Origin of the sequence: Enterococcus caccae ATCC BAA-1240, assembly GCF_000407145.1 — a bacterium.
Classification (GTDB): Bacteria; Bacillota; Bacilli; order Lactobacillales; family Enterococcaceae; genus Enterococcus_L; species Enterococcus_L caccae.
This window is the reverse complement of the sequence record NZ_KE136472.1, coordinates 624,010-648,244: the sequence shown is the minus strand read 5'-3', so window position 1 is coordinate 648,244 and position 24,235 is coordinate 624,010. Positions and strand designations below refer to the sequence as shown.

Below are 24,235 nucleotides of genomic sequence, written 5' to 3'. Positions count from 1 at the left end.
TTATTCCTCCTTTGTAGTTGTTTCAATAAAATAATCCTCAATAATTTTTCCTTGTTCAAAATGCAAAACTCGCTCACAAGTTTGACTGAGAAATTCCTTATCATGCGTGATCACTAAAACTAAAATATTTTCTTGGTGCAACCAGCGAATAGTGTCACTAACTTCTTTCATATGCTCTAAATCTAAGCCACTAGTTGGCTCATCAAAAATAATAATTTTTTTCCCTGATAACAAAGCACTCGCAATTACAACACGCTGCTTTTCACCGCCCGATAACGTTTGGGGGTGGCGCATTAACAGGGGAGCTAAATTCAACATCTCGATTGTTTTGTCAAATTCAGCGCTATTTTTTGCATTTAAGCTAATTTCTTTTTCAACTGTCTCAAAAAATAATTGTAAATTGACATCTTGCATCACAACAAAGCTTTCTTCGATCAACTCTTTAGGGCGCATTACTCGATTGTTTAGCGTAATAACCCCGTCTTTTGGCTTAATCAATCCAGATACAAGTTTTGAAAATGTTGATTTACCTGCTCCATTAGGACCTATAATTCCAGTAATTGCAGCGCTAGTCAATGTTAATGAAGGAATTTTCAATACGGATGGTTGTTTGCGATAATGAAACGCTAATCCATCACACGATAGCACCAATTTATCCTTACCTTTAGCCTTTTCATCTGATTTCATAACTCGTGTTTGGTTAAGTGATCGTAAGCCTAACGCTTGAATCTCTGTAAGGGATTTAGCTTTCATTTCTTGACTCGTATAGTTTTCGGTGATCTCGCCTTTTTCCATAACCAAATAGCGATCTGCTAGATCCGTCAAATAATATAAACGATGTTCAGAAACAATAATCGTCATTCCTTGATTTTTCAGTACTCGTAAATATGCTTTTAATTGTTCGATCGTGGCTTCATCTAAATTACTTGAAGGTTCATCTAATAAAAATAAACGATGTTTCAACATACTTGCAGAAGCAAATGCTATCAATTGTTTTTGTCCCCCAGATAAATGAAACATGCTACGCTCTAAAAAAGGTTCCAAAGAAAACAAGCTTGTTATTTCCTCAATTCGGCTAAGCATTTCCCCTCTTGGTACTCCATAATTTTCCATTGCAAAAGCTAATTCAGAATAGACATCACTGGTAAAAAATTGCGTCTTAGGATTTTGAAATACAACACCAATATCGCGAACGTATTCATTAAAGTCTTTTGTTACTAATTCTTGTTCTAAGATGGAACCTGTTCCCGATAATTCTCCTGTATACAATTCTGGAATCAACCCGTTTAAAATTCTTAATAAAGTAGATTTACCACAACCGCTTTTTCCACATAAAACAATAAACTCGCCAGCTTTAACATTTAAATCTATATGTTGGATGATTGTCTCCTGATCTTCATAAGCAAACGTCACATCATGTAAATCGATCATTAAATCCCCCTCCCAACAATACCACTTAGAATCAAAATACTAATCAATAGATAATCCTGAAACTTTAGACGAATCTCATAGACACTGGTATGCGCTTTGGGATTTGCTAACCCTCGAACAAGCGCTGCTGAAGAGAGATCTAATGATGTATTTTCAGCTGACATTAATATTGGAACAATAATATATTCCATCGTTTGAAATGGATGGAGAAATAAATCAACCGTAGATACTGCGATTCCACGAAATTTCATCGCATTACGAATACTTTTAAAATCTTGAAAAAGCGTAGGAAAAAATCGAAACAAAACCGTCAGTGGAATAATCAATCCAAAAGGAACATGACATTTTTTTAACGCTGCGATCCATTCACTAATTTTCGTCCGGTTCATTGCAAAAGTTGCAGCCATGATTGTTGGTAGCATCCGGCGATTCCCTACAAATAAAAAATCGAAAAAAGCAGCCAATCCATTATCAATATAAGGAAATAACAAATAGTCTCCTAAAACAAGTAACCAAAAAATACCATAAAAAATCGTCCCTTTTCTTAAACTGCCATTTAAAATAAATAAACTATATAATAACGTTACAAACAATGCTTCTGCTTTAAATGGTAACGGAAACATCAACAAAAAACTGGCAAACAGAATCGTACATAATTTACTTCTAGGATCAAACGTTACGTATATTTTTTCCATATTGTTTTCCTTTAGCCTTATCAAAATGTTTCTCATAAATCTTTTGTCCAATGATTATCCCTAATATACTACAAATAATCACTGCAGCAACACAAACATAAAAAGTCGTGATCGTAATTGGCGCAAAAACTTTATCAATATAAACCGCGTCTTTACCACGGGCTACTAACGAATCAATATAGGCATTTTTCATAAACCATAATGGTAATACTGGTCCCATTAAACCAAAACTAAACACAGTATAACTAACCATCGTCCGAATTTTTTCAGATAGCTTTGTATGATATTGAATCCAATCAGCGAGAACCGCACATAACATATTCGGTAAAAATGATAACGGAAAATGTCCAGATACTAGAAAGAATAAGCCCATTACACTCCCCATGATCGTGATTGCTCCAAAACGTGGAATACGCTGGATGACTAATAAATAGACAATACCAGCAAAAAGTGCTGTAGCACTAGGTATAAGAACAGAATTAAATGCTGGAATCGTAAAACGTAAAATAAGCATAGCAATTGTTACAACTAAAAAATAAATTGCTGTATAAATGCCAATAGAAATAAAGTCTTGAATTTTTAATTTTTTCATTCTTGTACTGACCCTTCTTGTTTAATAGTAATTAAAAATAATAGCTGACCGTATCTGTCACTTTTAATTTTCAGTTGATAACGGCCTGGCCTTTCAAACTGTGCACTTGGAAGTAATAATTGCTCTTCTTTCAGCTGGTAGTCTAATGAATAGCCATTTACAGAAGTCTTCTTTGTTTTAAATAGTTCAACTATCGCTTTTTCTTCTGATAACTCTTTTACTACACCTCGATCAATCGATAAACAGATAGTCTCACCTAGACTATATACTGATTTTGATAGTTTAGGTGGAACACACATTTGCTGTTTCAAGTATGTTTCAAATTGAACATCTTCAAAGCCTTCAGCCAAAATCTCGACTGTTACGAGCTCATCCTTTTCCCATTGATTGAACAACTGATATCTAGATTCCGTCGTGTTGGCAAGCAGACCAAACTCTAAATGGTTTTCTGGTTTATGATACAAATAATCTGGCCAAAGCAACGGAATTGTTTGACCGTTTTTCGTAATAGTAAAACTGTACACAAATTTCCCATATGATTCATGAAATTGATCATAAGTTGTAATCTCATATTCCGGTAAAAATTGAATCATAGCTGCATAACTATAATGTGCAAAATAATACATCTCGTTTACATACTCTAACTTCTCTTGAATCGGTTGAACCTTTTTTTCCTGACCACTTTTAAGTAAGATCCTAGAACTATATGTACCATCTAAAAATAACCGTTTTCTTTTATAACTAGCAATTGATGCTATCTCATCGTCATTTATAGGTGTCAAGGATTGAATCAGCGTCTTTTTTTTACTGAACTGTGGATATATTTTTGAATTAGCTTCAGCCATAATAAAATCTTCCATTGTAATATAAACTGGGACTTTTTTGATACTGTAACTGCCACTCTCGTTTACCATGATTTTTTGCTGATTTGTATGAGGAAATCTTTCAATAATTTGTTGAAATTTTTCTGATAATCGATAGTCCGATTCTTGAAGTTCTGGACAATCAGCTTGGTAGAAATCAAAAAATGTCATGGTTGTTTCACCAATAAGATAACGAGGGAACTCTTTATTTTCAATATATAAGACATCCGAAAGTTTTAATGAACATTGTTCTGTTTCTTCAGTATCATACTTTATTGAAAAGCCATTTATGTTTAATTCGTTCACTGAATCACTCCTTTCCTTATTGATTCAGTATATCACAAGAAAATGATAATGAGAATCATTATCAGTGAAATATCATTTTTAAATCTGATTTCTTTTAATAACGAATAAAAAGCAGCTGAGACAGAAACGGCCATCCAACAAGAACCCGTGTAGGTACTGTGCAACTACAATAAGAAGGAATTCACGAAAATGGCAAGCATCACAATGCGTTTGCAAACTGATGCTAGTGGATACCTACTGGGTATTCTTCAACTTTTTGTGAATTCCTCTTTATTTTATTAAGCTTTATTCTAATGTGTGGTACCTGTATTCTCCTCAATATCAACTTCTGTTGTCACAGCCGCTTCCACTGCATAAATCAGTGAATCAGCGATTGTTTGGATCGGCATTGATGGTGTTCCAACTGGACGATCAATTACTTGAGTTGGTTCAAAAGGTACATGGATAAAGCCACCCTTCACATCTGTGAATTCTTTATCGATCATGTACAATAAGCGGTACATGATATCATTGCAGACAAATGTTCCTGCTGTATAAGAGATGTATGCAGGTAGCCCATGATCCTGAACATTTTTCATCATTGCTTTGATTGGTAATGAGGTAAAATACGCTGTTTCCCCATCCTCTTCCAATTTTGTTCCGATAGGCTGATTTCCTTTATTATCTGGAATTCTTGCTTCGGCTAAGTTGATTGCCACTCGTTCAAAAGAAACTGCACTACGTCCACCTGCTTGTCCAACACAAATAACGACATTTGGCTGATGTTCCTTCATTGACGCTTCTAAAACCCTTGCGCTTTCTTCAAATACAGTTGGTATTTCTAACTTAATAATTTGTGCTCCTGCAACTTCATTTGGAATCAATTTTACGGCTTCATATGCTGGATTCACTGAATCCCCACCAAATGGATCAAAACCTGTAATTAAAACTTTCATTATCTATTCCCTCCTAAATATAGTAAGTAAGATTGTTTAGGCTCGTAGGAAAATTGGCTCGGGACGTTTTTTGTCACAGACAGAGCTACCCTTTTTCCTGAAGTCTATCCCACTCATAGTTGAACTATATGATTATTTAAATAAAATCATATAAATCACTTGGAATACGAACATAAAAATGGCAATAAACCATTGATTTTTGATTACACCATATTTATCTTTCATTTCTAACATAGCAACTGGAACGACATTGAAGTTGGCTGCCATCGGCGTTAATAATGTTCCACAATATCCGCAAGTCAGAGCTAACATACCGATCAAAGCAGGATTTGCTCCATAAGCAAATACAAATGGTGCACCGATCCCAACTGTCATCACAGTAATCGCTGCAAAAGCGTTCCCCATAATAATCGTAAATAGCATCATCCCAAAAGCATAGATAATGATTCCAACGGCTACGTTTCCTTGCGGTACAACCTTTCCAACTGCAGAAGAAATCACTGTACCAACTCCTGCACTAGTGAATACAGCACCTAATGAAGCCAAAAGCATTGGAAGCATACTCAAGGGACCAACCGTCCCAAGCATATCTGCAGCATCATCTAAAAATGTTGTGGGTTTATTATTTTTAGAATAGAGCATCAAAATTAAAATGGCTACTAAAACACCTACACCTACGCCAACTAATGCCCCTAATTTGGTAAATAAGGCAAAGATAATTGCAAAAACACCAATACTTAAAGCTGGAATAAAGATCTTCATCCCTAATTTATCTGACATTTGTTGCATATATTCTTTTGAAGGCAATTTACTTTTCCCTTTACTTACTTTTTTCAAGATAGCTGGAATAGTCATTGAAAAAATCAAGATTCCATTAATCAATGAGGGAATAAAACGTCCACCAGCAATGACTAACCCCAATGTACACCAGAAATAACCAGTTCCATAGCGGTGAGGATTACTTTTGTCTAGAAAATTTTTAATACCAGTATAAATCAAAATCAAGCCCATCAATATATATAAAACTTCTAATAATTTTTCGCCTAGTAAAATATCTGGATTCATAAAATAACTCATGCGCTGTCTCCTTTCTTCTCGATATCACCGTAATATTTTTTCATCAATCGACGATCTTTGGTGTAAAAATAAATACTAGCAGTAACCAAAGCGACAAGAGCCACAGGAATTTCAACGGCTGCTAATTCCACTAAACTTACTTCATACCCCAACTCTTTTAAAGTAGATTGAACCAAAAGACCACCTGCGCCGCCAATAAACAATACTTGTCCGAAAAACCAACAAATATTTTCCATCGCTGAAGCCATCCCTTTGAGTTCTTCTTCATATTCTTTATTTAATTCTAAATTTTGCGATTCTACAGCTCCGATCGACATCGGTAAAATAATTGGGCGAACAAATCCAGCTACCCCACCAAAACTAACATTAAATGCTGCAAAAATCATTCTAAAAATACCGTAAATATCAATGATCAAGCCTGCTGAAACTTTTTTAAAGCGACGAATCAGAGAAGCCGCTGATTCTTTTAAACCATTTCTTTCTAAAGTCCCTGTCGCTAGCATAATAATAATAAAAATGGCCATTCCTCTATTACTGACAAAACTTGTCCCTAAAATATCGAGCATCCCTTCTAAACCAATACCCCCCACTAAAGCGGTGACCACTAAGGCAATCATGACGATCAAAATCGAGTCTAATTTCATAGCAAACCCGACAATCACAATCAGAACACCTAATAAACTAAGAATGTTTTCCATTGCATTCCCTTCTTTCCAATTTTATTTCATCAATCATCTAAAATAATGACCTCTTCATTATACACAAAATTTGTTTTATTTTTAATTTTTACGATAAACCCTCTTTATAACATCGTATATCTGATTTTTTATTTACTTTAAACTGTATGTATGAGAAAGTTTTTTGCTACTTATAACTGTCAACAAATTTCAGTTCCGTTCTCCTTCTCTAGTTCCAAATTTTTTATCCTCTCATCACAAACATAACTCATAATAAAAAAGTACAGACTGATATCTTAAGAAAATAATCATCTGTACTTTTTATTTAGTTCTTATTTTTATTCATGTATTTTTCTATTTTTTTCAATCGTTTGTGATTGGTAGGATGACATAAGCTGTCCCTGGAAATTCGATCCAATGCTAAATGTAGCACCATTTTCTTTTGCAATAATTAATAGTAACGGTAGCTATTTTGAAAATGTTCTTTCTTTTGACTCATCAACGCTACTTTCTAATCCCTTGTTTTCTCTACAAATGGTTTATTCCTTATTTTTTTAATGTTATCACTTGAGTAGCTGTTTTTTCCAAGAAAGCTTGATCGTGCTCCACCAAAAGCATAGCTGGTTTTACTGATAAAATCAGCTTTTCTAGTTGCTCTTGATTAAATACATCCAGATAATTTAAAGGTTCATCCCAAATATAAAGCTCCGCTGGTTGAGCCAATGATTTAGCTAATTCAACTTTTTTACGCTGCCCCATACTCATTTGCTCAATCCGATTATGGAAAACATCTCTTTCCATTCCCAGTTTATGTAAATTATTGAGAAATTCTTGATGGTTAAGTCCTTGCTGTTCAGAAAAATCTAGCAAGGTTCCATGATTATCTTCGTAATTTTGGCGAACATAACTAATTTTTAGACTTTTAGGCTTTAATAATTGCCCCTGATGGTCACCTTCAAATTGATCAAGTAAAAATCGAATGATTGATGATTTTCCTGAGCCATTCGGTCCTGTTAATGCGATTCGTTGCCCTTGATTCAACTCAAAAGAGAGTCTTTGAAACAATCTCTGGTCCTGGTAACTTAAGCTTAAATTTTCTACAGTCAGTAATCTTTTGTAATGCCCAGGTTGGTAGTTCATCGTCAAAGGATCGATATATTCGATATCTTTTAAAAGATTCTCTTTTTCTGACAATTGTGCATCCATTCGATGCTCGATCGTTTTTGCTCGCTTCATAGTGCGAGCTGCTCTTGCTCCAATGAACCCTGTATCATAGATTGCACCACTCCCTTTTTCAGAAGCTTTGCCATATTTATCTTGTTCTTTAGATCGCGACCATTCAGCTTTTTCTGCTGCAGTTTTTTTCAAACGACTAACTTCTTTTTTTAGCTTTTCGTTTTGTGCTCGTTCAAACTCATCTTTGATTTTCTTTTGCTCTTCGTAAATAGAAAAGTTACCTTGGTAAAGCTCTAATTGACTTTTTTCAATTGATAATACATGATCCACAACTTCATCAACGAAGGAACGATCATGGCTCACCACGATAAATCCTTGGCGTTTCTTTTTTAAATATTCTGCAACATGTTTACGTCCGACAATATCCAAATGATTGGTAGGTTCATCAATCAACGGAAAAAAATGATCATCAATAAATAACAACGCCAAGAGGACTTTTGTCTGCTCTCCTCCAGACAGTGTCTCAAAATCCCGCCATAAAATCTCAGGATCAACTTGGAGAAGATTTAGCTCTCTCTCAATTTCCCATTGTTCAAAATCACTGATTTCTTGTAACACATAAAACGTTAGTTGCTTTTTATCTTTGATGGGTTGTGGGAAATATAAAAAGTCTAATTGATGCAAGATCTGACCAGTATACGCTAGCTGATCCTGTAATAGCTTAAGCAATGTTGTTTTGCCACGACCATTTCTGCCAATTAATCCTAATTTCCATTGTGTATCAAAATTCAAATTGGCCTGATCAAATAATAAAGTCTCTTGAGTATCATACCCAAATGTAAGATTTTTTATTTCAATTTTCGACATACTATCACCTCGTTAAGAAAAGCGGAAGGAATAATTCCTTAAGTTCTTCTCAGAACTGGCTGTGCGTTTTGGTGTACACAAAAAGACCCATACGCAGAAAAAATCAATGCCAATTCTGAAAATCTGCACACTGCTCCCTTGATGACTTATCAAGTTACAGTCTGAATGCAGCTTCAACAAATTGACTTAATTTTTCAACGCACGGATCCCTCACTTCGATTTAGTTGCATTTACTATAGCATACGTATTTTAGTTTTGTCAATCATCCTTTCTTGAAATCCTAAGAATGTTTATTTTCATCCTTCTCCTTTATTGAACATAAATTCCCACATTTTACGATTAACAGCAATGATTTTTGAAAAAAAACTTTCAATTTTTCTGATAGTAATCTTTTATGCTTAAAGTTCCTTTATACTATAATTAATCAATCACATTATCATTGTATTTTATAGAAAAGGAGATTTTGAGATGAAGATTGAACATATCGGGTTATGGGTAACAGACTTAGAAAATATGCGTATATTTTACGAAACGTATTTTAATGCAACCTCTTCTGAACTTTATCACAATCCTAAAACCAGTTTCCGTTCTTACTTTTTAACGTTTGCTGATAGCACAAGGCTTGAGATCATGCGACGTGAAGATGTCATTCAGCGTGAAACTAGTAAAGTGCTTCTTGGCTTTGCACATTTAGCGTTTTCCTTAGGCAGCAAAGAAAACGTTGATAACCTCACCAACATTTTAATCATGGAAGGTTATGAATTACTAAGCCCCGTTCGTACAACTGGTGATGGCTACTATGAATCTGTTATTGCAGATCCAGAAGGAAATCGAATAGAATTAACCGTTTAGAACAAAGAAAAGTTGGAGGAAAAAAACATGGACGTAAAAGCTATTGTGTTAGATATTGATGGAACACTTTTGAATGATGAAAAAAAGCTAACAGATCAAACAAAAAAAGTGTTGATTACTGCTCAAAAAAAAGGCATCAAAGTTATTCTCGCTTCAGGTAGACCAACGCCAGGTATGCTGAAATATGTTGACGAATTAGAAATGGCTAAATATAGCGGTATGATTGTTTCATATAACGGCGCTCATGTGCTTGATGTTAGCACTCAAAAAGAATTATTCAGTCAACCACTCTCTGTTGAAAATAGCAAAAATATCTTGGAACATCTTAAACAGTTCGATGTAAAACCAATGATCGCCAAAGATGACTATATGTATGTCAATAATGTCTTTGATGGTATGCTAGATTTAGGTTTCCCGGAAGGATTATTCAACATTATTGAATATGAATCACGCGGTGGCAACTTTCAACTCTGTGAAAAAGTTGATTTAGCAAAGTTTGTAGATTTCCCATTGCATAAAATTCTGGTTGCAGCTCAACCTAACTATTTACAAGATAATTGGCAAAAGATTCTTGCACCTTTTAGACAAAGCGTTAGCGGAATGTTTTCTGCACCAATGTATTTTGAATTTACAGACCGGGGCATTGACAAAGCCAACGCTTTAGAACAAACGCTGAAACCTCTTGGCATCCATGAAGAACATATTATTTCATTTGGTGATGGGCACAATGATATGTCTTTGATCAAGTATGCTGGTTTGGGTGTAGCTATGGGAAATGCTGTAGATGAGTTAAAAAATGCTGCCGACAAAATTACTTTATCAAACAATGAAGATGGTATTGCTAAAGTTTTAGAAGAATTACTATAAGGCTCAGCGATTGGTGCAAAAAAATGCCTTCAATGATAAGCTGAAATTGCTATGAAACACAGTAAATTGCAAGTATATATAGAACAGTACCTACTTGGACAAACATTGAGGAACTCCTCATTGCCATTCACTTATACGTTGATTACGACACTTGGCAATTTTCGCGAATTTTTTTCTCGAAATTAAACCACTTCTGTTCCATCCTATTTCCACATATGAACAATAATCAGTTATAATACATGTATGCAAGCCTAACTGAAAGGTGTTTTATGTGATGAATTTAATCCTTAAATTAAAAAACTTAGACAAACTGACCACAAGTGAAAAAGCACTCGTTGACTATATTCTTGATTTCCCAGAAAAAGTGATCTATTTTTCTCCAAAAGAATTAGCGGAACATTCTTTTGTCTCTATATCGACAATTTATCGTCTAATCAATAAATTAGATCTGGACGGGTTGAATGCTCTTAAATTGGCTCTGGTAAACTACCTGAATGAAGACAATGCTGAGAAAATCATCGATATTGATTTTCCAATTTCAGCAGAAGATAATCAATATGCACTGACTAAAAAACTCAAAACAGTCTACGATCAAACGATTCAGTCTACGATTGATGCAAACCATGTTGAAATGATGGCAGCGACTATTACACTTCTTAATAAAGCTAGCTTTGTCGATGTTTATGCTTCATCGGCTAATATCTATTTTGCTCAGAACTTTCAATTTCAAATGCAAGAAATCGGTAAAAGAATCAATGTCCCGATCGACGATTATATGCAAAATTTATCAGCAGCCAACAGTACACCTGATCATCTAGCAATTGTAGTCTCTTACGAAGGTCGAGGATCGAGTGCAAAAAAAATATTGAAGATTCTAAAGAAAAATAATAGTAAAATTTTATTGATTACGTCAAAAAATAGTCCTCTTTTAACTGAAGAAGTCGATAGTACTTTACTTTTTGCTTCAATGGAAAACCATTACAATAAAATTTCTTCTTTTTCAACACGAATGTCTTTGATGTACCTCTTCGATTGTTTGTACCTTGCTTTTTTTAATCATGATTATGAAAAAAATTTAGCGTATAAATTAGAACACTATCAAAAAATGAATCCTGATTTACGCTAATTTTTCTGTGTTTCTTTTCTAAAATCAACAAAAAGGCTAAGATAAAAGCAATCCACTATGGAAATAAGCACTTTTATCTTAGCCAATTTTTATTTTAATAAGCCTACATCACTTTTCATTTTCAAGACTCTATATACGGATTGATTTAGAGCTTCTTCTGTATAGGAGCCTTGCTCAATTCCTTGTATTACATATGGAATTTGACTTTGAAACGAGGAAGATAAAATCAAATCATTCCCAGCTATTAACGCAGCCAAACCTGCCTCTTCTTGAGAAATAAAATCTGCTAATCCAGCCATATCCATATCGTCCGTCATAATGACTCCCTGAAACCCTAACTCATTTCGTAATACCTCATGAATAGGTTTAGAAATCGATGCTGGCACCGTATCATCAATACTTGTCACAATATTATGAGAAACCATGATACTGTCCGCACCAGCTAAAATCCCTGATTTAAACGGTAAAAAATCGATTTGTCTCAGAGTATCTAACCCTCTATTATCGTACACGATTTCTATATGGGAATCTCGATTATCACCATAACCTGGAAAATGTTTTAAAGTTGACACAACTTTTTGTTTTTTTAATTCTTTCACACTTGTTTCAACGTATTCACTCGTTTTTTCAGCATCTAGTCCCAATGTTCGGTCATAAATAAATGCTTCTGGATCCGTCGCAACATCGGCATCAGGAAATAGTCCCCCTTGAATACCATAAGAGCGCAAAATCTCAGCTTTTTTTTGAATATCTGTCCGAATTCCACTAAGACCTGATTCTTGATAAACGTCCATTGGTGATTTAAAGGCTTCCGAGACTAAATTATTTCCCCCACTCAGTCGGGTGACGCCTCCCCCTTCTTCATCGGACGCAATAAAAAGCGGCAGCTTGCTTGCCGCTTGATAAGAAGCAATTTTAGCCTTTAATGAATCTGGTGTTTCAGATTCAACATCACGCCCAAATAAAAGATAGCCTCCCAAATGATTGTCTTGAATGCTCTCTATTTGTCCATCGATAGGAATTCGTGCTAAAAATAACTGTCCAACCTTTTCTTCGATCGTCATTGTAGCCATTAAATCCTTGATCGACTGATCTTGATTCTTTAATGTAGTTTCCTCATTCCTTTCCTTGCTTTTATTTTCTTCTACCGCACTCGTGCTAGTATTTTTCGTCTCTTGCGTTATCTTTGTTTGTACAGATTCGTTACTTTTATTCACCAACCACATAACACCAAAACTAATGCCAAAAATCAACAGTAATATTGTCATTGCGGTCGTTATCATCATTTTATTATTGATGGTTCTTCCTCCTTGCCACTCGCTAATTTTACCAGTGCAATTCTATTATAATTAGGTTCACTTAAAACCGTCAATATTTTTCCCTTGATTGCGGTTTAGATTTTTGACAAATTTAGAACGTCATGAGATGCTCTGATTGTACTAAATAACAAAAAAGAGAGAAGGTTGGATTTTTATGGCAACAATGGTGTTTGTAAATTTTCCAGTCACTGATGTAAAACGTTCTACCGAATTTTACGAAAAATTGGGGTTTAAAAAGAATGAAGAATTTTCAAATGAACAATCAAGCTCAATGGTTTGGGATGATAACTTTTGGATCATGTTATTAGATCATTCTTTTTACAGCAAATTTATCAAAGATAAAAAAATTGCAGATGCGAAATCTACTAGCGGTGTTTTAGTTGCATTTAGTATGGAAAGTGCTGATGCGGTAAAGAACTTCGCTGAGACTGCTAAAGCAAACGGCGGCGATTTTTATAAAGTTGATATGGGGATTCCTGAAGATATGATGTTTGGACTTGAAGTGCAAGATCCAGACGGAAATTCCTTGGAACCAACTTGGATGAAGATGTAAATTAAAAATTGTTTAAAGAAGCAGGATGGAACAGAAGCGTTTAATCTCGAGAACCAAGTAGGTACTGTGCAACATCAGCTTGTTTTCGAGGGGATTGCTTCCTCCGTTTATCCACATTCCATATGAGTGGGATATGACTCGAATAGTTATGCCCACTTACTTCTCAAAATGAAAACAAGTCTGATTTTGATGTATAGTGTCAAAATCAGACTTGTTTTTACTATTTCAGACCCTTTAAAGTTGTAATTTCCTATTACTAATAAATCAGTTATTATTTTAGCGCTGTCACTTATATTTCTTGGTATACCATATAAAGATTCATTGACATTTTTATCATCGTTTATACTTTTATATACTGAATTAATTCATGCTTCTTAAATTCCGTTTGATATAACAAAGAAAACAATCCTATTCTACAACTGACTATTATTTACAGGTTCTTCAATATTCATTTTATTTCCTTCTACCGCACATTTTTGGATCGTAGGTGCCATGGCAACATTAACTCGTGCCTCGTTGTGTGTCAAAACAATTTCAGCTTGATTCCGAAGAGATTGCTTTTACTCCCACCGTTTATCTAGATTACACATGCATAGGCTATAACTCAAAGCGTTATGCTCACTCACTTTTGGCTTGTCTCCATGTTCCTCTATATCCAGAATCCTTCTCCTAGCATGGCCACATTTTTTTAACTTTTATTTACTCTAACCAAAAGCATAACAAACTGACCTTCAGCAAAAGCTTTGTTTAGGAACCGATTTTATGATAATTTTCCTAAAATGTTTCATTTTTTGATTGTTCTAGTTCACGTTCTTTTTCTTTCGCTAATTGTTTCTGCAATTCTTTATCATAATTTCTTGCAATCGGAATCATAAAGTTGATAGCACCACAGACAATCGCACCAACACCCGCTATCACAAACATCTTTTCCACACCAATTTTATCGGCTAGCGGTCCTGCAAAAAGCAATCCTATTGGTCCTGTAATACTCATCAAAGAATTTAGCACTCCCAACACTCGTCCTAACACATTTGGCTCATAACTTTGTTGGATCATCGCCATCAACAAAGTATTAAAATACGGTGTCGCAAAGCCTGCAATTGAATTTAATAAGACAAAATAGATAAAGCCTTTATTTGTAGCTGGTAATAATCCACTCAAACCAATTGTCACACCGATCACTGCATAGGCAAAAAAGATCAGATTCATACGATTTTTCCAGTTTCCAAAAATACTGATCACCGCACCACCAATCAGCATACCGATTGAATAGACTACTTCTACCAGACCCGCTTGAACAACTGAACCGTTAAAATAATTCATGGTCATCAAAGGATATAAACTTGCTGCAGGCATAAATAGTAACAAGAAAACGGATACGACAATCGTAATATACCATAATCCCTTGTTTTCAAACAATGTCTTAAAACCAAATTTAGTATCTGCTAAAAGATGGATCGGCTCTCCTTCTGAAGTAATTTTTGGAATGACAACCAAAAGGAGTAACCCTACACCAAACACAGCACCAAGAATATCTAACAAAATCAAAAAATTCATTGGTACAACAGAATATAGTACCGCACCTAATGCTGGAGCAATAATGAAATTTGCTGATTGAACCATACTAAATTGTCCGTTGATTTTTGTTAGTTCTTCTTCAGGTACCATTGTTGGTACTATTGATTGAATCGTTGGTATTTGAAACGTTTGAGCAACTGAACGAACCAATAGTGAGACGAACACTAACCACAACGGAAAGTCTGCTGAAATCGTTCCAACAATAGATAACACTAGCGCAAAGAATGCGACGATGATATCTGTCACAATCAACAACACTTTCTTATTCCACCGATCGATCAGAGGCCCCGCAAATGGACTTAACAAAACCATTGGCAACATACCTAGTAACATGGCAAAACTTAATACCGTAGCTGACCCAGTTGTTTTTGTCAGATACCAAATAATCGAATATTGAACGACCATGCTTGTGATTCCTGATAAGAATTGCCCCGTTAGAAATAAATAAAAGTTTTTTTTCCAATGAGTAGGCTTAACTGTACTGGAACGTTTGAACATACGATCACTCCTCGAATGTTGATTTCTTTTCAATTGTCTTCTTTTAGATAGCTGCAATCCGTTCCTTCGCTTCTTCATACTATTTTATACGTTAATTTTACTTGACGTAGTCTTTTCAAACAAATAATTGATTCAGTTCTATAACTCTACAAAAAGTTGAGGCTGAGAAATAACTCCACGAGTCGCATCTCAGCCTCAAGAAATCTCAGTAAACGGAAAAAACAGGAACGTCCTCTCAGCTAACAGTGATTCTTCTGTATTCTACTTATTTTTTACAAACTGTTTTTCCTAATGAAACTTTACTCGTTGAAGTATAGTTTGTCTTTCTACTTTATGATCATATCCGTCCAAGGAGGGTAAAACGATCGTATCCTCTATCCAATAGACTTTAAATGTTGAACTTAGCACTTGGTTGTGCATTTTTATTTCATGCCTACATACATTGCCGTTCATTGTATATCCGATAAGACTTGTGTCTTCACTTGATGACAGTTCTTCCCAGTCTCCCTTTTAAACTCTTTTAAAACTTTATCTGTCCGTTTATTAGAGGTGATGATTTTTCTATTTTGTTCCGTACACATATGCACGAATCCATATTCAGTTTTTTGATCAACCTTTCCGCCCTCTTCAGTTTCCAAAAGAATCCAACTGTCCTTCATTAACTCTTTTTTTGTTTCTTCTTCACCATGTTCTACTTTGCTTGGCCCAATCAAGTTATTTTCTTTGAAGTCGTTTGTTGAGATTCCTTTTTTTAGATAGCGTAGTTTATTTATTCGGTTTAAGAATCGTAACCTTTTCTTCCTTATATTCTTTTCTATCCTCAGCACTAGGAAGGGTACTTGAAGTAGGCCACAGGATAATATTTTCTCCATCCCTATACATATCACTTCCCATAGTATAACTACCATAATTTACAAGTAGATGATTGTTCTTTACTTCGTATGTTGTTGTCATCCATCGATCCTCACCCTCAACTTTTTCCTTCCTAAGAAACTCATCAAAATCAACAATACTATTTTGTCCATCGTTTCCTTTTATAATTGCAGTCCATGTCGCATATTTAGTAAAATCAGGGTCAACAGCTGGCTCAAGCTTTTTGATGCTTTCTTCTGTATATGGAAAAATTTCTTCGTTATGGGGTTCTAAAACAATACGCTCTACTTCAGCTGAGTTTGGTTCTAATAGTAATGTTGTCCCTTCTTTTTTTACTTGATAGGAATACGTATCAGATATAACCTCACCTTGATCACTGATGACTTCAGTCAAAATTACTAACTGGTTTTCTTTAAATGTGTATTCCGGCTCCATTTGAGTGAAATACTTGCTAATCATCCGTACTTTATTTTCACTAAACTGGTAATACGTCTCTTCGTTCTTAATCTTCCAATATTTTACTGATTGAAAAATACTCGCTGGTATCTCTTGGTTCTTCTCAGTTGAAGAAAAAGTTGAAGCTACAGTGCTTGGTTTATTCGTCTCTTTATTTTTTGGCCACATTAGTGTACCAACAAAAACGAAACATCCGATTATTACACTTGATAAAATCAATTCTCCCCATTTATAGTGTATTTTACTAAATTTATTTTTTCTTTGCTCAGAATCTATCTGTAATGCAGCACGCGACTCATCTTGCGGCACTTCAATTTGTTTCATAGCGTTTTGTAAAATTTTTTTCTCCTTATCTGACATAATAATCCTCCCCTAAAGCTTTCCTTAAAGCTTCACGTCCTCGTTTCAAATTTGTTTTGACTGAACCTATTGGCATGACTAAGAGGTCACTGATTTCCTTAACTGACAACTCTTGATAGTAAAACAGCTGTAACACCAAACGGTATTTGTCTTCCAGACTTGTTACTGCTTGCAACACATCAATGACTTGATTCTTATCAAGTGATGGATCTTTGAGTTCCTCAAACTCTGGAATGTTTTGTAATTCTCTTATTTTAACTTTTTGATTGATCATTTTGCTTGCTTGTCTTGCCATGATCGTACAAAACCAAGTTAGAAAATAACTAGGCTCTTTCAATGTATGGATCGATTTTAGTGATTGGAACGTTGCTTCTTGCATAATATCTAAAGCATCCTCCTTATTGCCAATATATATATAGGCCATTTTATATATATATTCATGATTTTTTTGTAAAATTTTCTCCAATGCATTGGTATCACCTTTGATCGCTTTTTTAACCAATAAGCGTTCTGAATAACTAAGTTTCCCCATTTTCTCACCTCTTCACCCTAATAGTGTAAAAAAATTGCATTTAGGTTTCAATAAAATTATTTATGCATAAAAAAGAGCTAAAACGTCGTACGTTTTAGCTCAGATTCTCTACCCATTTCTATGATAGTCGGGTTTTAGTCAACTTTTTGATTTTGTCGACTAACTTTTGATATGTGCGTCGGGATAAATAATTTAGGGTTGATTTTAAGAAGCAACACTAATACAATAGCGGTTGCCATTGCCGTAGCTAGCCCACTTGCCCCATTCATTACAAACGAAAATAACCACGGATTCATGCCCCACAAAGCAAAACTTCCCCAAAACATAACCCCCGCAATGAAATGCCAAAAATACCGCATAAGTGTCCCTAAAAATGAGGCATAAAGAATGATTCGACCACTTTTCCGATACTCCTTATCCATAATTGTTTGTTGCAATTTATTACTATATACTCCTGCAAACCCTGCAAATCCAAATGCTAAAATATATTCAATGATTACTTGCGCAGGCATCAGATAATAGACTTGCGCCAATGGAAAATGTAATAACCCCCAAATAAACGCTGAAAAAAATCCGGCTTTAGTCCCTCTTCGTAATGCATACAGAGTAACTGGGATCATTCCCAATGAAATTGAAAAACTACTGCCAATGTTTGTTGGAATAAAGGACAGCACCATCGCAATTGCTGCCACAATAGTTCCTTCGATCCAGATTTGTAACTCTACTTTTCTTTGCATAAAAAAATCCTCCCTCTAGAACGACCGATTCACAAAGGAGGAGTAAAAGTTTCTATTTACTCCATCACAATTCCTACGCTCGTACTAACGAACAGGTTCGAAGGGTTTAGAGTTGTTACTCATTCTCAGCCATGGCTCCCCTTTGTGATGGGTTCTATTTAATTTTGGTGGTTATCTATTTTCAAGATAACACTTAAAGAGTAACACGACACCCTCTAAAAGTAAAGGTACACGTAAAGAATCATTATGCCTAATGTTGGTGGACAAAACGATGTCATTATGAAAATTTGCATAATTTGATTTCTCCACTTCTAGAGTAGAAAATCTACAATGTTGAGAGAATCAACTATATTATTCTCAGATAGATCATCCTTCTGAAAATTATCTGGTCTCTTCCACTTTTATAAGATAAGATAAAAGAAACAAGATAAGAGGTGTAAAATGAAGAAAAAGCTAAAAAAAGTTGGTTCCATTTTGATTTCAATGGTTTTAGGAGCTATAGGAGGTTATGTTGGTGGTGGTCTAATTGCAAGACAGGTTCCCCATTTATCAGTATTAGATATCATACTGTTTATTTTGGCGTTGATCCTTTCTTATATCCTTCACATTATTATTCACGAAGCAGGTCATGGGATTTTTGGAAAAGTATCAGGATATAAAATGGTGAGCTACCGAATTTTCTCCTTTATGTGGATTTGGCAAAAGGATAGCAAGATTGAGTTTAGACGTTTCAAAGTTCCTGGTACCCTTGGGCAATGCCTGATGGCACCTCCTACTTATGTCAAAGGAAAATTTCCCTTTCGTCTTTATTTATTAGGAGGCATTTTAGCAAACTTAATTACATCTGCACTCATTGGCATTTTATGTTCATTTCATTCGCCAATAGCTATAGCTTTTATCATTGTAGGGCTGTTTACTGCTCTCACAAATGCTGTTCCAATAGGTTTTAACGATGGAATGAGTATAAAAGTAGCTACTTCTAGTGAAGAACAGCAGTACCTACTCTACATGCAATTTGAAGTAAACTATCTATTAAACCAAGGAATTAGCTATCAAGAATTACCAAAATCATTTTTTGAGTTGGTTCCGTCAATACCAACACAGACATATTTCAATGATTCACAACAATTTTTAAGAGCGGCTCGATTTCTTGAAGAGCAAGATTGGCCCCATTTAAACGAGCAACTAGAATTGTTGTGGTCACGTCTAGATGAGCTGATTTCTCTCTATCAAATTGAAGTAAAAAAAGAAATGATTTTTTCTTTATCCATTACAAAACCAGAAGATCAACGTCTTGCCCAACTATGGTCAGAAAAGAAAGTGAAGATGAGCTTGAAACAACCTTTGATGGGGAATAAACGAATAGAAGCTGCTTATTATTATTTTGTTCAAAATGATGATACAACTGCTTTAGATTGTTTAAAAGCTGGAAAATCTTTAGTAAACAAAGCACCGAATCCTGGTGATGCTAAAGTAGAGCTAAAACTAAATGAGTGGCTACAGAATCAAATTTTAATAAGGAGAAGTGATCCTTCATCTTAAGCTAAAAAGAGGATACGACAAAAACACTAACTCCGAGAAATTGAGAGATGCGGATGAGACAGAAGCGTTTAATCCCGAGAACTAAGAAGGCATTCACGAAAATGACAAGAAACACGAAATTTTTAATTCAGATGTTGAATGATTCCTAATCGGTGTTCTTCAAATTTTTGTGACCAAGTAGGTACTGTGCAACATCAGCTTATTTCCGAAGAGATTGCTTCTGCTTCCACCGTGTATTCGCATTTAGGGTGTGATACAAACGTGATTTTTACTTTTGTCCCACACCCTCTCCTTTTTAGCTTATAGCAAAGTTTCCCTCTAAACTTACATTCTAAGGAAAATAGACTGTTTTAATATTTTCCTTTAATCACAAAGAAAGATCCACGAATCGTTCCCGCTAATTTTGATTTTTGACGAGCAAATTTGAATTTCCCTTCGAATTCAGGAGGGATCTCCATACCATCAGATAGTTTAAACCCGACCGCACGTTTACCATTTTCTTCAAGAGTATACATAACATTTACTGCTAACCCATTTTCATAAAAAACGTAGGCCATCTTAATGCCATCTACTTCGAAGCTAGAAAGTTCCAATGGTTTATAGGGAAATTTCATATCACGTTCAGCTAAGATTTTTTCGATCCAAGCTAAAGTTTCAGGATCATCACTTGCTGGCACAGTCACAAATTCATGTTTATACTTATTCCAATAATAACGCGCTTCATTTGCCCGTAAACCTGCTAATGCATCTGCTACTGGAGACGTTTCAAGACCTACTGTTGACACTTCTTTAAACTCTACTTTATAAGTCATTTTTGCTCCTCTTTTCTATTTTTATAGGCCTATTATAAGACAAGAGAATATTAGTGACAACTAATAGAGACTAAATGATATTCTTCACAAAAAACAGGAATTTTCTTTTCAACAGCTATGATTGAGGTGTACTATATTACATAAGAGAAAACATTCTGTAGAGGTATGGTTTAACTGAGTCTATTTTGAACGCCTTCCCTCTACCTTTAATTAGGAGGTTTTAAATTGAACATTCTTTATATTTCGATATCTGGTAACACACGTTCATTTGTCAATCGTTTAGCGACCTATGCTGCTGATATGTATGATACAAAAATCAATGTTAAGGAAATTCATGAAAATTCTGTTCTAGAAGAGGAACATGCACCATTTTTCACCTTTGTTCCAACATACTTAGATGGCGGAAATGGTGTTGACAACGGTGATACAGAAATATTAACTGAAACGATGCGCGAATATTTAGACTACCATGGCAATTATCGTTATTGTCTAGGTGTCGTCGGTAGTGGCAATAAAAATTTTAATCACCAATATTGTTTGACAGCAAAACAATATGCACAAACATTTGGTTTTCCATTTTTGGCAGATTATGAACTTCGTGGAACGCAAGAAGATTTAGAACATGTTTATACGATAATCGCAGAAACAATAGAAAAAGCACAACTTTAATTTAATAGATTTAAAGGGTTCTTATTTATGAATCCAACTAAAAAACCATACTGGTACGTTTAAAACTACCTTCAGATTTAAATAGCCAAGTTAGAGAAAATGTGTATATCCACATTCGCTCCAACTTGGCTATTTAAATCACAATAATTCTTTTCTTAATACTTCATCTGACCGATCAGACAAATATTTAGGGGGAATATCTAAAACAGTATATGCCCCAAATTGCTTTTCTTTTGCTAAACGAACACAAGCTCTAGCGTAAGCTACCAAAACGCTTGCAGTAAATTCTGGATTACTTTCCAATTGTAAATTGTATTCAATAACCTGTTTTGTATTTTCATGAGTTATACCAGTGTGTAGAACAGTACCACCATGCGGCATCTCTTTATGATTTTGATCTAACTCTGCCTGAGTAATAAAATGAACCTCCGTATCATAATCAGCAAAGTAATTGGGCATCGAAACAATTTCCTTACGAATTTCTTCTGCATCCACTCCATCAGCCAACACAACAAAACATTCTCTAAAATGTTTATCACGAGTTGTCAACTCCAACTGTTCGCCTGCTTTAAGTTTTTCAATCACTTCACTGTTTGGAATCGTATATTGAACTGCATCTAATACACCATTGATTCGTCGTAATGCATCTGAATGTCCTTGGCTAACACCTTTACCCCAAAATGTATTCGTCTGTCCAACTGGTAAAATGCTTTGTGCATATAAACGATTTAAACTAAATAAACCTGGATCCCATCCTGTTGAAATGATAGAGGTTGTTTGGTTTTCTTTTGCTACTTGATCCACTTTGGCGAAATGTTCAGGAATTTTAGCATGCGTGTCAAAACTATCAATCGTATTAAACAAATGTGTCCACTCTGGTGTTTGCGAAGGTAAATCTGTTGCTGAGCCACCGCACAAAATACAGACATCGATTTCGCCTTTTTTTTGTTTCAAATGCTCCATCGTAAATGCTTTAGCCCCTTCTGTTTGCACCGTTTCAGGATCTCTTCTTGTAAAGACACCCACTAATTCCATATCGTTGTTTTGTTTGATCGAACGTTCAACCCCGCGTCCAAGGTTTCCATATCCAATGATTGCTACTTTTATCATACTCACATTCCTCCACTTCTATAACTCAGATTATACCAAAAGAAAAAGACATCTGACAATTGGAAGTTGAAAAAACAAGCCCTTTGCTTTACTGATCCTTTATATTCAATTGTTTCTTTAATTCTGTAGTGATTTTTTGCTTTTCCTCATCTGAAATACTCTGATAAGAAATTCCTTCTTCTCCAGTATAGCCATCCCCTGTAAATCCTTCCCCTTGCATTTGATAACTTTCAATGTTTTCTAAGGCTTTTTGGTAATTTTTCATTAGAAGAGTCATTTGATCTAGGGTCATATCCGTTTGACCATTTTCTCCTATTACATTGAGTAATTCTTGATAACGAAAAACACTTTTTATCGAAGTTAATTCTTTGGTAAGCTGAATCGTTACCTCTCTCTGTCTCTTTTGTCTGCCGTAATCGCCTAAAGGATCTTCATAGCGCATTCTCGCATACTGTAATGTTTCCCAGCCGCCTAAATGCTGTTCCCCTTTTGGATAATGAATTCCTTCTGCATCAAACTCAAAATCATTATTGACGGTGACACCGCCAACTGCGTCACTTAAAGCTGCTAAACCATCCATATTGATCACAAAATAATGATTGATCGGGATATCTAAATAATGTTCAACCGTATTGATCATCATCTCATCTCCCCCAAAGGAATGTGCATGATTGATTTTGTCATAGACGCCATCTTTTCCAATGATTTCGACATAAGCATCTCTGGGAATACTTGTGATCGTGGTTTTCTTTAATTGGTTATTAACGGTGACCACCATAATCGTATTGGCTCGAAAATCTGTTTTGCGTTTAGAATCATTAGCGATACCTAAAAGTAAGAAACTTGCGGGTTCACTATTTCCTAACTCTGCGGCCTTATTTTTTCGATTTAGTGGCTGATACATTTTGTCAGCCGTTTTTTGGACTTTTTGAAACACCGTAACACCATAAAATGAAGCTCCAGAAACGAATAGTAAAAGGAATGTTAACGTACCTAAAATAGTTCTTTGAATGAACTTTTTTTTAGCAATTGGGGTAGAAAATTCCCTATTAAGATACACTCTTTGCAAGAAAACAAAAGAGAAATTGACCCAAGTATAGCTTAAAAGAAAACCTGCAAGCACATCACTCGGATAATGAACTCGTAAATAAATTCGGCTCAATCCAATCAAAAGAACATAAACAATCAAAGCATTTTTTAAAAACCTGTACTGCTTCGTTTCCTTTGAATAAACGGTTTGTAAAATCAATATCATTGAACAAGCTAAGCACATGGCTAAGAGCGAATGCCCGCTTGGAAAACTATAGGAAGTTCGTTCAGCTAGCTGTTCCACATTCGGTCTCTGACGGGCAACAAGTTGCTTGAGAATAAATCCCAAAGCACTGACTATTAAGACATTGCTGCTCAACCAAACGGCTAATAACTTATGTTTATTTCGCCAAAGTATAAATGAGACTATCAGGCTAACAACAAAAATCGGCACGATCGTAGCACTTTTGGCAACTAAATCCACAATACTGGTCAGTAATTGACTCGGTTTCCAATTAAAGTGATAAATCGCTGAATCTAACTGAACAAACCATGATTCTTGTTTTACAACTAAAAAGGTTAGCAATGAAAAAAATACGACACTTAAAACTGCTGGGGTAAATTTCTTTTCTTTCAACGTATACATGTGATAAATCCCTTCATTCATATATTCAGTAAAACAACCAAGTTAAAGATTATTTCC

The 24,235-nt window shown here is 35.1% G+C and carries 23 protein-coding genes and 1 riboswitch; of the genes, 6 read left to right on the top strand and 17 right to left on the bottom strand.

The window, feature by feature from the left end:
• The 8 genes from I580_RS02905 to I580_RS02870 form a co-directional block, all read right to left on the bottom strand.
• Complete coding sequence (locus tag I580_RS02905) at nucleotides 1-1,431, bottom strand: ABC transporter ATP-binding protein (protein ID WP_010772807.1); 1,431 nt, start codon at nucleotides 1,429-1,431, stop codon at nucleotides 1-3.
• Nucleotides 1,431-2,126, bottom strand: a complete 696-nt coding sequence (locus I580_RS02900) for an energy-coupling factor transporter transmembrane component T (protein ID WP_010772808.1) — start codon at nucleotides 2,124-2,126, stop codon at nucleotides 1,431-1,433. The genes I580_RS02905 and I580_RS02900 overlap by 1 nt, the downstream gene beginning before the upstream one ends.
• The gene (locus tag I580_RS02895) at nucleotides 2,101-2,718 is read right to left on the bottom strand and encodes an MptD family putative ECF transporter S component (RefSeq protein WP_010772809.1); all 618 of its coding nucleotides are present in this window, start codon (nucleotides 2,716-2,718) and stop codon (nucleotides 2,101-2,103) included. The genes I580_RS02900 and I580_RS02895 overlap by 26 nt, the downstream gene beginning before the upstream one ends.
• Nucleotides 2,715-3,887: a hypothetical protein gene (locus I580_RS02890; protein ID WP_010772810.1), complete on the bottom strand. Its 1,173-nt coding sequence runs from the start codon at nucleotides 3,885-3,887 to the stop codon at nucleotides 2,715-2,717. Before I580_RS02890 ends, I580_RS02895 begins: the two co-directional genes overlap by 4 nt.
• A 290-nt stretch (nucleotides 3,888-4,177) precedes the next feature.
• Complete coding sequence (gene pcp, locus I580_RS02885) at nucleotides 4,178-4,822, bottom strand: pyroglutamyl-peptidase I (protein ID WP_010772811.1); 645 nt, start codon at nucleotides 4,820-4,822, stop codon at nucleotides 4,178-4,180.
• A gap of 132 nt (nucleotides 4,823-4,954) precedes the next feature.
• Nucleotides 4,955-5,899, bottom strand: coding sequence for a DUF979 domain-containing protein (locus tag I580_RS02880; RefSeq protein WP_010772812.1), 945 nt, complete (start codon nucleotides 5,897-5,899; stop codon nucleotides 4,955-4,957).
• Entirely contained in the window at nucleotides 5,896-6,597 is a 702-nt protein-coding gene (locus tag I580_RS02875; RefSeq protein ID WP_010772813.1) for a DUF969 domain-containing protein, read from the bottom strand. The genes I580_RS02880 and I580_RS02875 overlap by 4 nt, the downstream gene beginning before the upstream one ends.
• Before the next feature lie 525 nt (nucleotides 6,598-7,122).
• Complete coding sequence (locus tag I580_RS02870) at nucleotides 7,123-8,619, bottom strand: Lsa family ABC-F type ribosomal protection protein (RefSeq protein ID WP_010772814.1); 1,497 nt, start codon at nucleotides 8,617-8,619, stop codon at nucleotides 7,123-7,125.
• Nucleotides 8,620-9,087: 468 nt separating this feature from the next.
• On the opposite strand from I580_RS02870, the gene I580_RS02865 reads away from it, so the two are divergent.
• The 3 genes from I580_RS02865 (at nucleotide 9,088) to I580_RS02855 (ending at nucleotide 11,464) form a co-directional block, all read left to right on the top strand.
• Nucleotides 9,088-9,471: a VOC family protein gene (locus I580_RS02865; protein ID WP_010772815.1), complete on the top strand. Its 384-nt coding sequence runs from the start codon at nucleotides 9,088-9,090 to the stop codon at nucleotides 9,469-9,471.
• Between the two features lie 27 nt (nucleotides 9,472-9,498).
• The gene (locus I580_RS02860) at nucleotides 9,499-10,338 is read left to right on the top strand and encodes a Cof-type HAD-IIB family hydrolase (RefSeq protein ID WP_010772816.1); all 840 of its coding nucleotides are present in this window, start codon (nucleotides 9,499-9,501) and stop codon (nucleotides 10,336-10,338) included.
• Nucleotides 10,339-10,612: 274 nt separating this feature from the next.
• Nucleotides 10,613-11,464 carry a MurR/RpiR family transcriptional regulator gene (locus tag I580_RS02855; RefSeq protein WP_010772817.1) on the top strand — a complete coding sequence of 284 codons (852 nt, stop codon included), beginning with the start codon at nucleotides 10,613-10,615 and terminating at the stop codon, nucleotides 11,462-11,464.
• Nucleotides 11,465-11,553: 89 nt separating this feature from the next.
• Here I580_RS02855 and I580_RS02850 read toward each other — a convergent pair whose 3' ends face one another.
• Nucleotides 11,554-12,732 (bottom strand): glycoside hydrolase family 3 protein, encoded by a 1,179-nt coding sequence (locus tag I580_RS02850; protein ID WP_010772818.1) that lies wholly within the window; start codon nucleotides 12,730-12,732, stop codon nucleotides 11,554-11,556.
• Between the two features lie 205 nt (nucleotides 12,733-12,937).
• Between I580_RS02850 and I580_RS02845 the strand changes: the two genes are divergently transcribed.
• Nucleotides 12,938-13,336: a VOC family protein gene (locus I580_RS02845; protein WP_010772819.1), complete on the top strand. Its 399-nt coding sequence runs from the start codon at nucleotides 12,938-12,940 to the stop codon at nucleotides 13,334-13,336.
• A 774-nt stretch (nucleotides 13,337-14,110) separates the two neighbouring features.
• Here the strand turns inward: I580_RS02845 and I580_RS02840 are convergent.
• From I580_RS02840 to thiT, 5 genes are all read right to left on the bottom strand, one after another.
• Nucleotides 14,111-15,490, bottom strand: coding sequence for an MFS transporter (locus I580_RS02840; protein WP_071865833.1), 1,380 nt, complete (start codon nucleotides 15,488-15,490; stop codon nucleotides 14,111-14,113).
• Between the two features lie 371 nt (nucleotides 15,491-15,861).
• Entirely contained in the window at nucleotides 15,862-16,125 is a 264-nt protein-coding gene (locus I580_RS02835; protein WP_034860371.1) for a hypothetical protein, read from the bottom strand.
• Nucleotides 16,126-16,177: 52 nt separating this feature from the next.
• The gene (locus tag I580_RS02830; protein WP_010772821.1) at nucleotides 16,178-17,101 is read right to left on the bottom strand and encodes a hypothetical protein; all 924 of its coding nucleotides are present in this window, start codon (nucleotides 17,099-17,101) and stop codon (nucleotides 16,178-16,180) included.
• Entirely contained in the window at nucleotides 17,091-17,633 is a 543-nt protein-coding gene (locus tag I580_RS02825) for a sigma-70 family RNA polymerase sigma factor (protein ID WP_010772822.1), read from the bottom strand. Before I580_RS02825 ends, I580_RS02830 begins: the two co-directional genes overlap by 11 nt.
• Nucleotides 17,634-17,767: 134 nt before the next feature.
• Complete coding sequence (gene thiT, locus I580_RS02820) at nucleotides 17,768-18,370, bottom strand: energy-coupled thiamine transporter ThiT (RefSeq protein ID WP_010772823.1); 603 nt, start codon at nucleotides 18,368-18,370, stop codon at nucleotides 17,768-17,770.
• Between the two features lie 53 nt (nucleotides 18,371-18,423).
• A riboswitch (TPP riboswitch) is annotated at nucleotides 18,424-18,522 on the bottom strand.
• Nucleotides 18,523-18,811: 289 nt separating this feature from the next.
• Here thiT and I580_RS02815 point away from each other — a divergent pair.
• Nucleotides 18,812-19,912: a hypothetical protein gene (locus I580_RS02815; protein WP_010772824.1), complete on the top strand. Its 1,101-nt coding sequence runs from the start codon at nucleotides 18,812-18,814 to the stop codon at nucleotides 19,910-19,912.
• A 350-nt stretch (nucleotides 19,913-20,262) separates the two neighbouring features.
• Here I580_RS02815 and I580_RS02810 read toward each other — a convergent pair whose 3' ends face one another.
• Nucleotides 20,263-20,724 carry a hypothetical protein gene (locus tag I580_RS02810; RefSeq protein ID WP_010772825.1) on the bottom strand — a complete coding sequence of 154 codons (462 nt, stop codon included), beginning with the start codon at nucleotides 20,722-20,724 and terminating at the stop codon, nucleotides 20,263-20,265.
• A gap of 225 nt (nucleotides 20,725-20,949) precedes the next feature.
• Here I580_RS02810 and nrdI point away from each other — a divergent pair, with 225 nt between their 5' ends.
• Entirely contained in the window at nucleotides 20,950-21,393 is a 444-nt protein-coding gene (nrdI, locus tag I580_RS02805) for a class Ib ribonucleoside-diphosphate reductase assembly flavoprotein NrdI (RefSeq protein WP_010772826.1), read from the top strand.
• Nucleotides 21,394-21,531: 138 nt separating this feature from the next.
• Here nrdI and I580_RS02800 read toward each other — a convergent pair whose 3' ends face one another.
• Together I580_RS02800 and I580_RS02795 are read right to left on the bottom strand one after the other, a co-directional pair.
• On the bottom strand, nucleotides 21,532-22,503 hold the full coding sequence (locus tag I580_RS02800; RefSeq protein WP_010772827.1) for a diaminopimelate dehydrogenase: 972 nt from the start codon (nucleotides 22,501-22,503) through the stop codon (nucleotides 21,532-21,534).
• An 88-nt stretch (nucleotides 22,504-22,591) separates the two neighbouring features.
• Nucleotides 22,592-24,178 carry a phosphatase PAP2/LCP family protein gene (locus I580_RS02795; protein ID WP_010772828.1) on the bottom strand — a complete coding sequence of 529 codons (1,587 nt, stop codon included), beginning with the start codon at nucleotides 24,176-24,178 and terminating at the stop codon, nucleotides 22,592-22,594.
• Nucleotides 24,179-24,235: the final 57 nt, after the last annotated feature.

What these genes read in the sequence shown, in the direction of transcription:
- I580_RS02855 (WP_010772817.1), top strand. Translation starts at nt 10,613, where the DNA reads ATGAATTTAATCCTTAAATTAAAAAACTTAGACAAACTGACCACAAGT.
- I580_RS02815 (WP_010772824.1), top strand. Translation starts at nt 18,812, where the DNA reads ATGAAGAAAAAGCTAAAAAAAGTTGGTTCCATTTTGATTTCAATGGTT.
- I580_RS02810 (WP_010772825.1), bottom strand. Translation starts at nt 20,724, where the DNA reads ATGACTTATAAAGTAGAGTTTAAAGAAGTGTCAACAGTAGGTCTTGAA.
- I580_RS02880 (WP_010772812.1), bottom strand. Translation starts at nt 5,899, where the DNA reads ATGAGTTATTTTATGAATCCAGATATTTTACTAGGCGAAAAATTATTA.
- I580_RS02900 (WP_010772808.1), bottom strand. Translation starts at nt 2,126, where the DNA reads ATGGAAAAAATATACGTAACGTTTGATCCTAGAAGTAAATTATGTACG.
- I580_RS02905 (WP_010772807.1), bottom strand. Translation starts at nt 1,431, where the DNA reads ATGATCGATTTACATGATGTGACGTTTGCTTATGAAGATCAGGAGACA.
- I580_RS02870 (WP_010772814.1), bottom strand. Translation starts at nt 8,619, where the DNA reads ATGTCGAAAATTGAAATAAAAAATCTTACATTTGGGTATGATACTCAA.
- I580_RS02850 (WP_010772818.1), bottom strand. Translation starts at nt 12,732, where the DNA reads ATGACAATATTACTGTTGATTTTTGGCATTAGTTTTGGTGTTATGTGG.
- I580_RS02860 (WP_010772816.1), top strand. Translation starts at nt 9,499, where the DNA reads ATGGACGTAAAAGCTATTGTGTTAGATATTGATGGAACACTTTTGAAT.
- pcp (WP_010772811.1), bottom strand. Translation starts at nt 4,822, where the DNA reads ATGAAAGTTTTAATTACAGGTTTTGATCCATTTGGTGGGGATTCAGTG.
- I580_RS02845 (WP_010772819.1), top strand. Translation starts at nt 12,938, where the DNA reads ATGGCAACAATGGTGTTTGTAAATTTTCCAGTCACTGATGTAAAACGT.
- I580_RS02840 (WP_071865833.1), bottom strand. Translation starts at nt 15,490, where the DNA reads ATGAAGAAGCGAAGGAACGGATTGCAGCTATCTAAAAGAAGACAATTG.
- I580_RS02875 (WP_010772813.1), bottom strand. Translation starts at nt 6,597, where the DNA reads ATGGAAAACATTCTTAGTTTATTAGGTGTTCTGATTGTGATTGTCGGG.
- I580_RS02865 (WP_010772815.1), top strand. Translation starts at nt 9,088, where the DNA reads ATGAAGATTGAACATATCGGGTTATGGGTAACAGACTTAGAAAATATG.
- I580_RS02795 (WP_010772828.1), bottom strand. Translation starts at nt 24,178, where the DNA reads ATGTATACGTTGAAAGAAAAGAAATTTACCCCAGCAGTTTTAAGTGTC.
- I580_RS02830 (WP_010772821.1), bottom strand. Translation starts at nt 17,101, where the DNA reads ATGTCAGATAAGGAGAAAAAAATTTTACAAAACGCTATGAAACAAATT.
- I580_RS02825 (WP_010772822.1), bottom strand. Translation starts at nt 17,633, where the DNA reads ATGGGGAAACTTAGTTATTCAGAACGCTTATTGGTTAAAAAAGCGATC.
- I580_RS02895 (WP_010772809.1), bottom strand. Translation starts at nt 2,718, where the DNA reads ATGAAAAAATTAAAAATTCAAGACTTTATTTCTATTGGCATTTATACA.
- I580_RS02800 (WP_010772827.1), bottom strand. Translation starts at nt 22,503, where the DNA reads ATGATAAAAGTAGCAATCATTGGATATGGAAACCTTGGACGCGGGGTT.
- thiT (WP_010772823.1), bottom strand. Translation starts at nt 18,370, where the DNA reads ATGCAAAGAAAAGTAGAGTTACAAATCTGGATCGAAGGAACTATTGTG.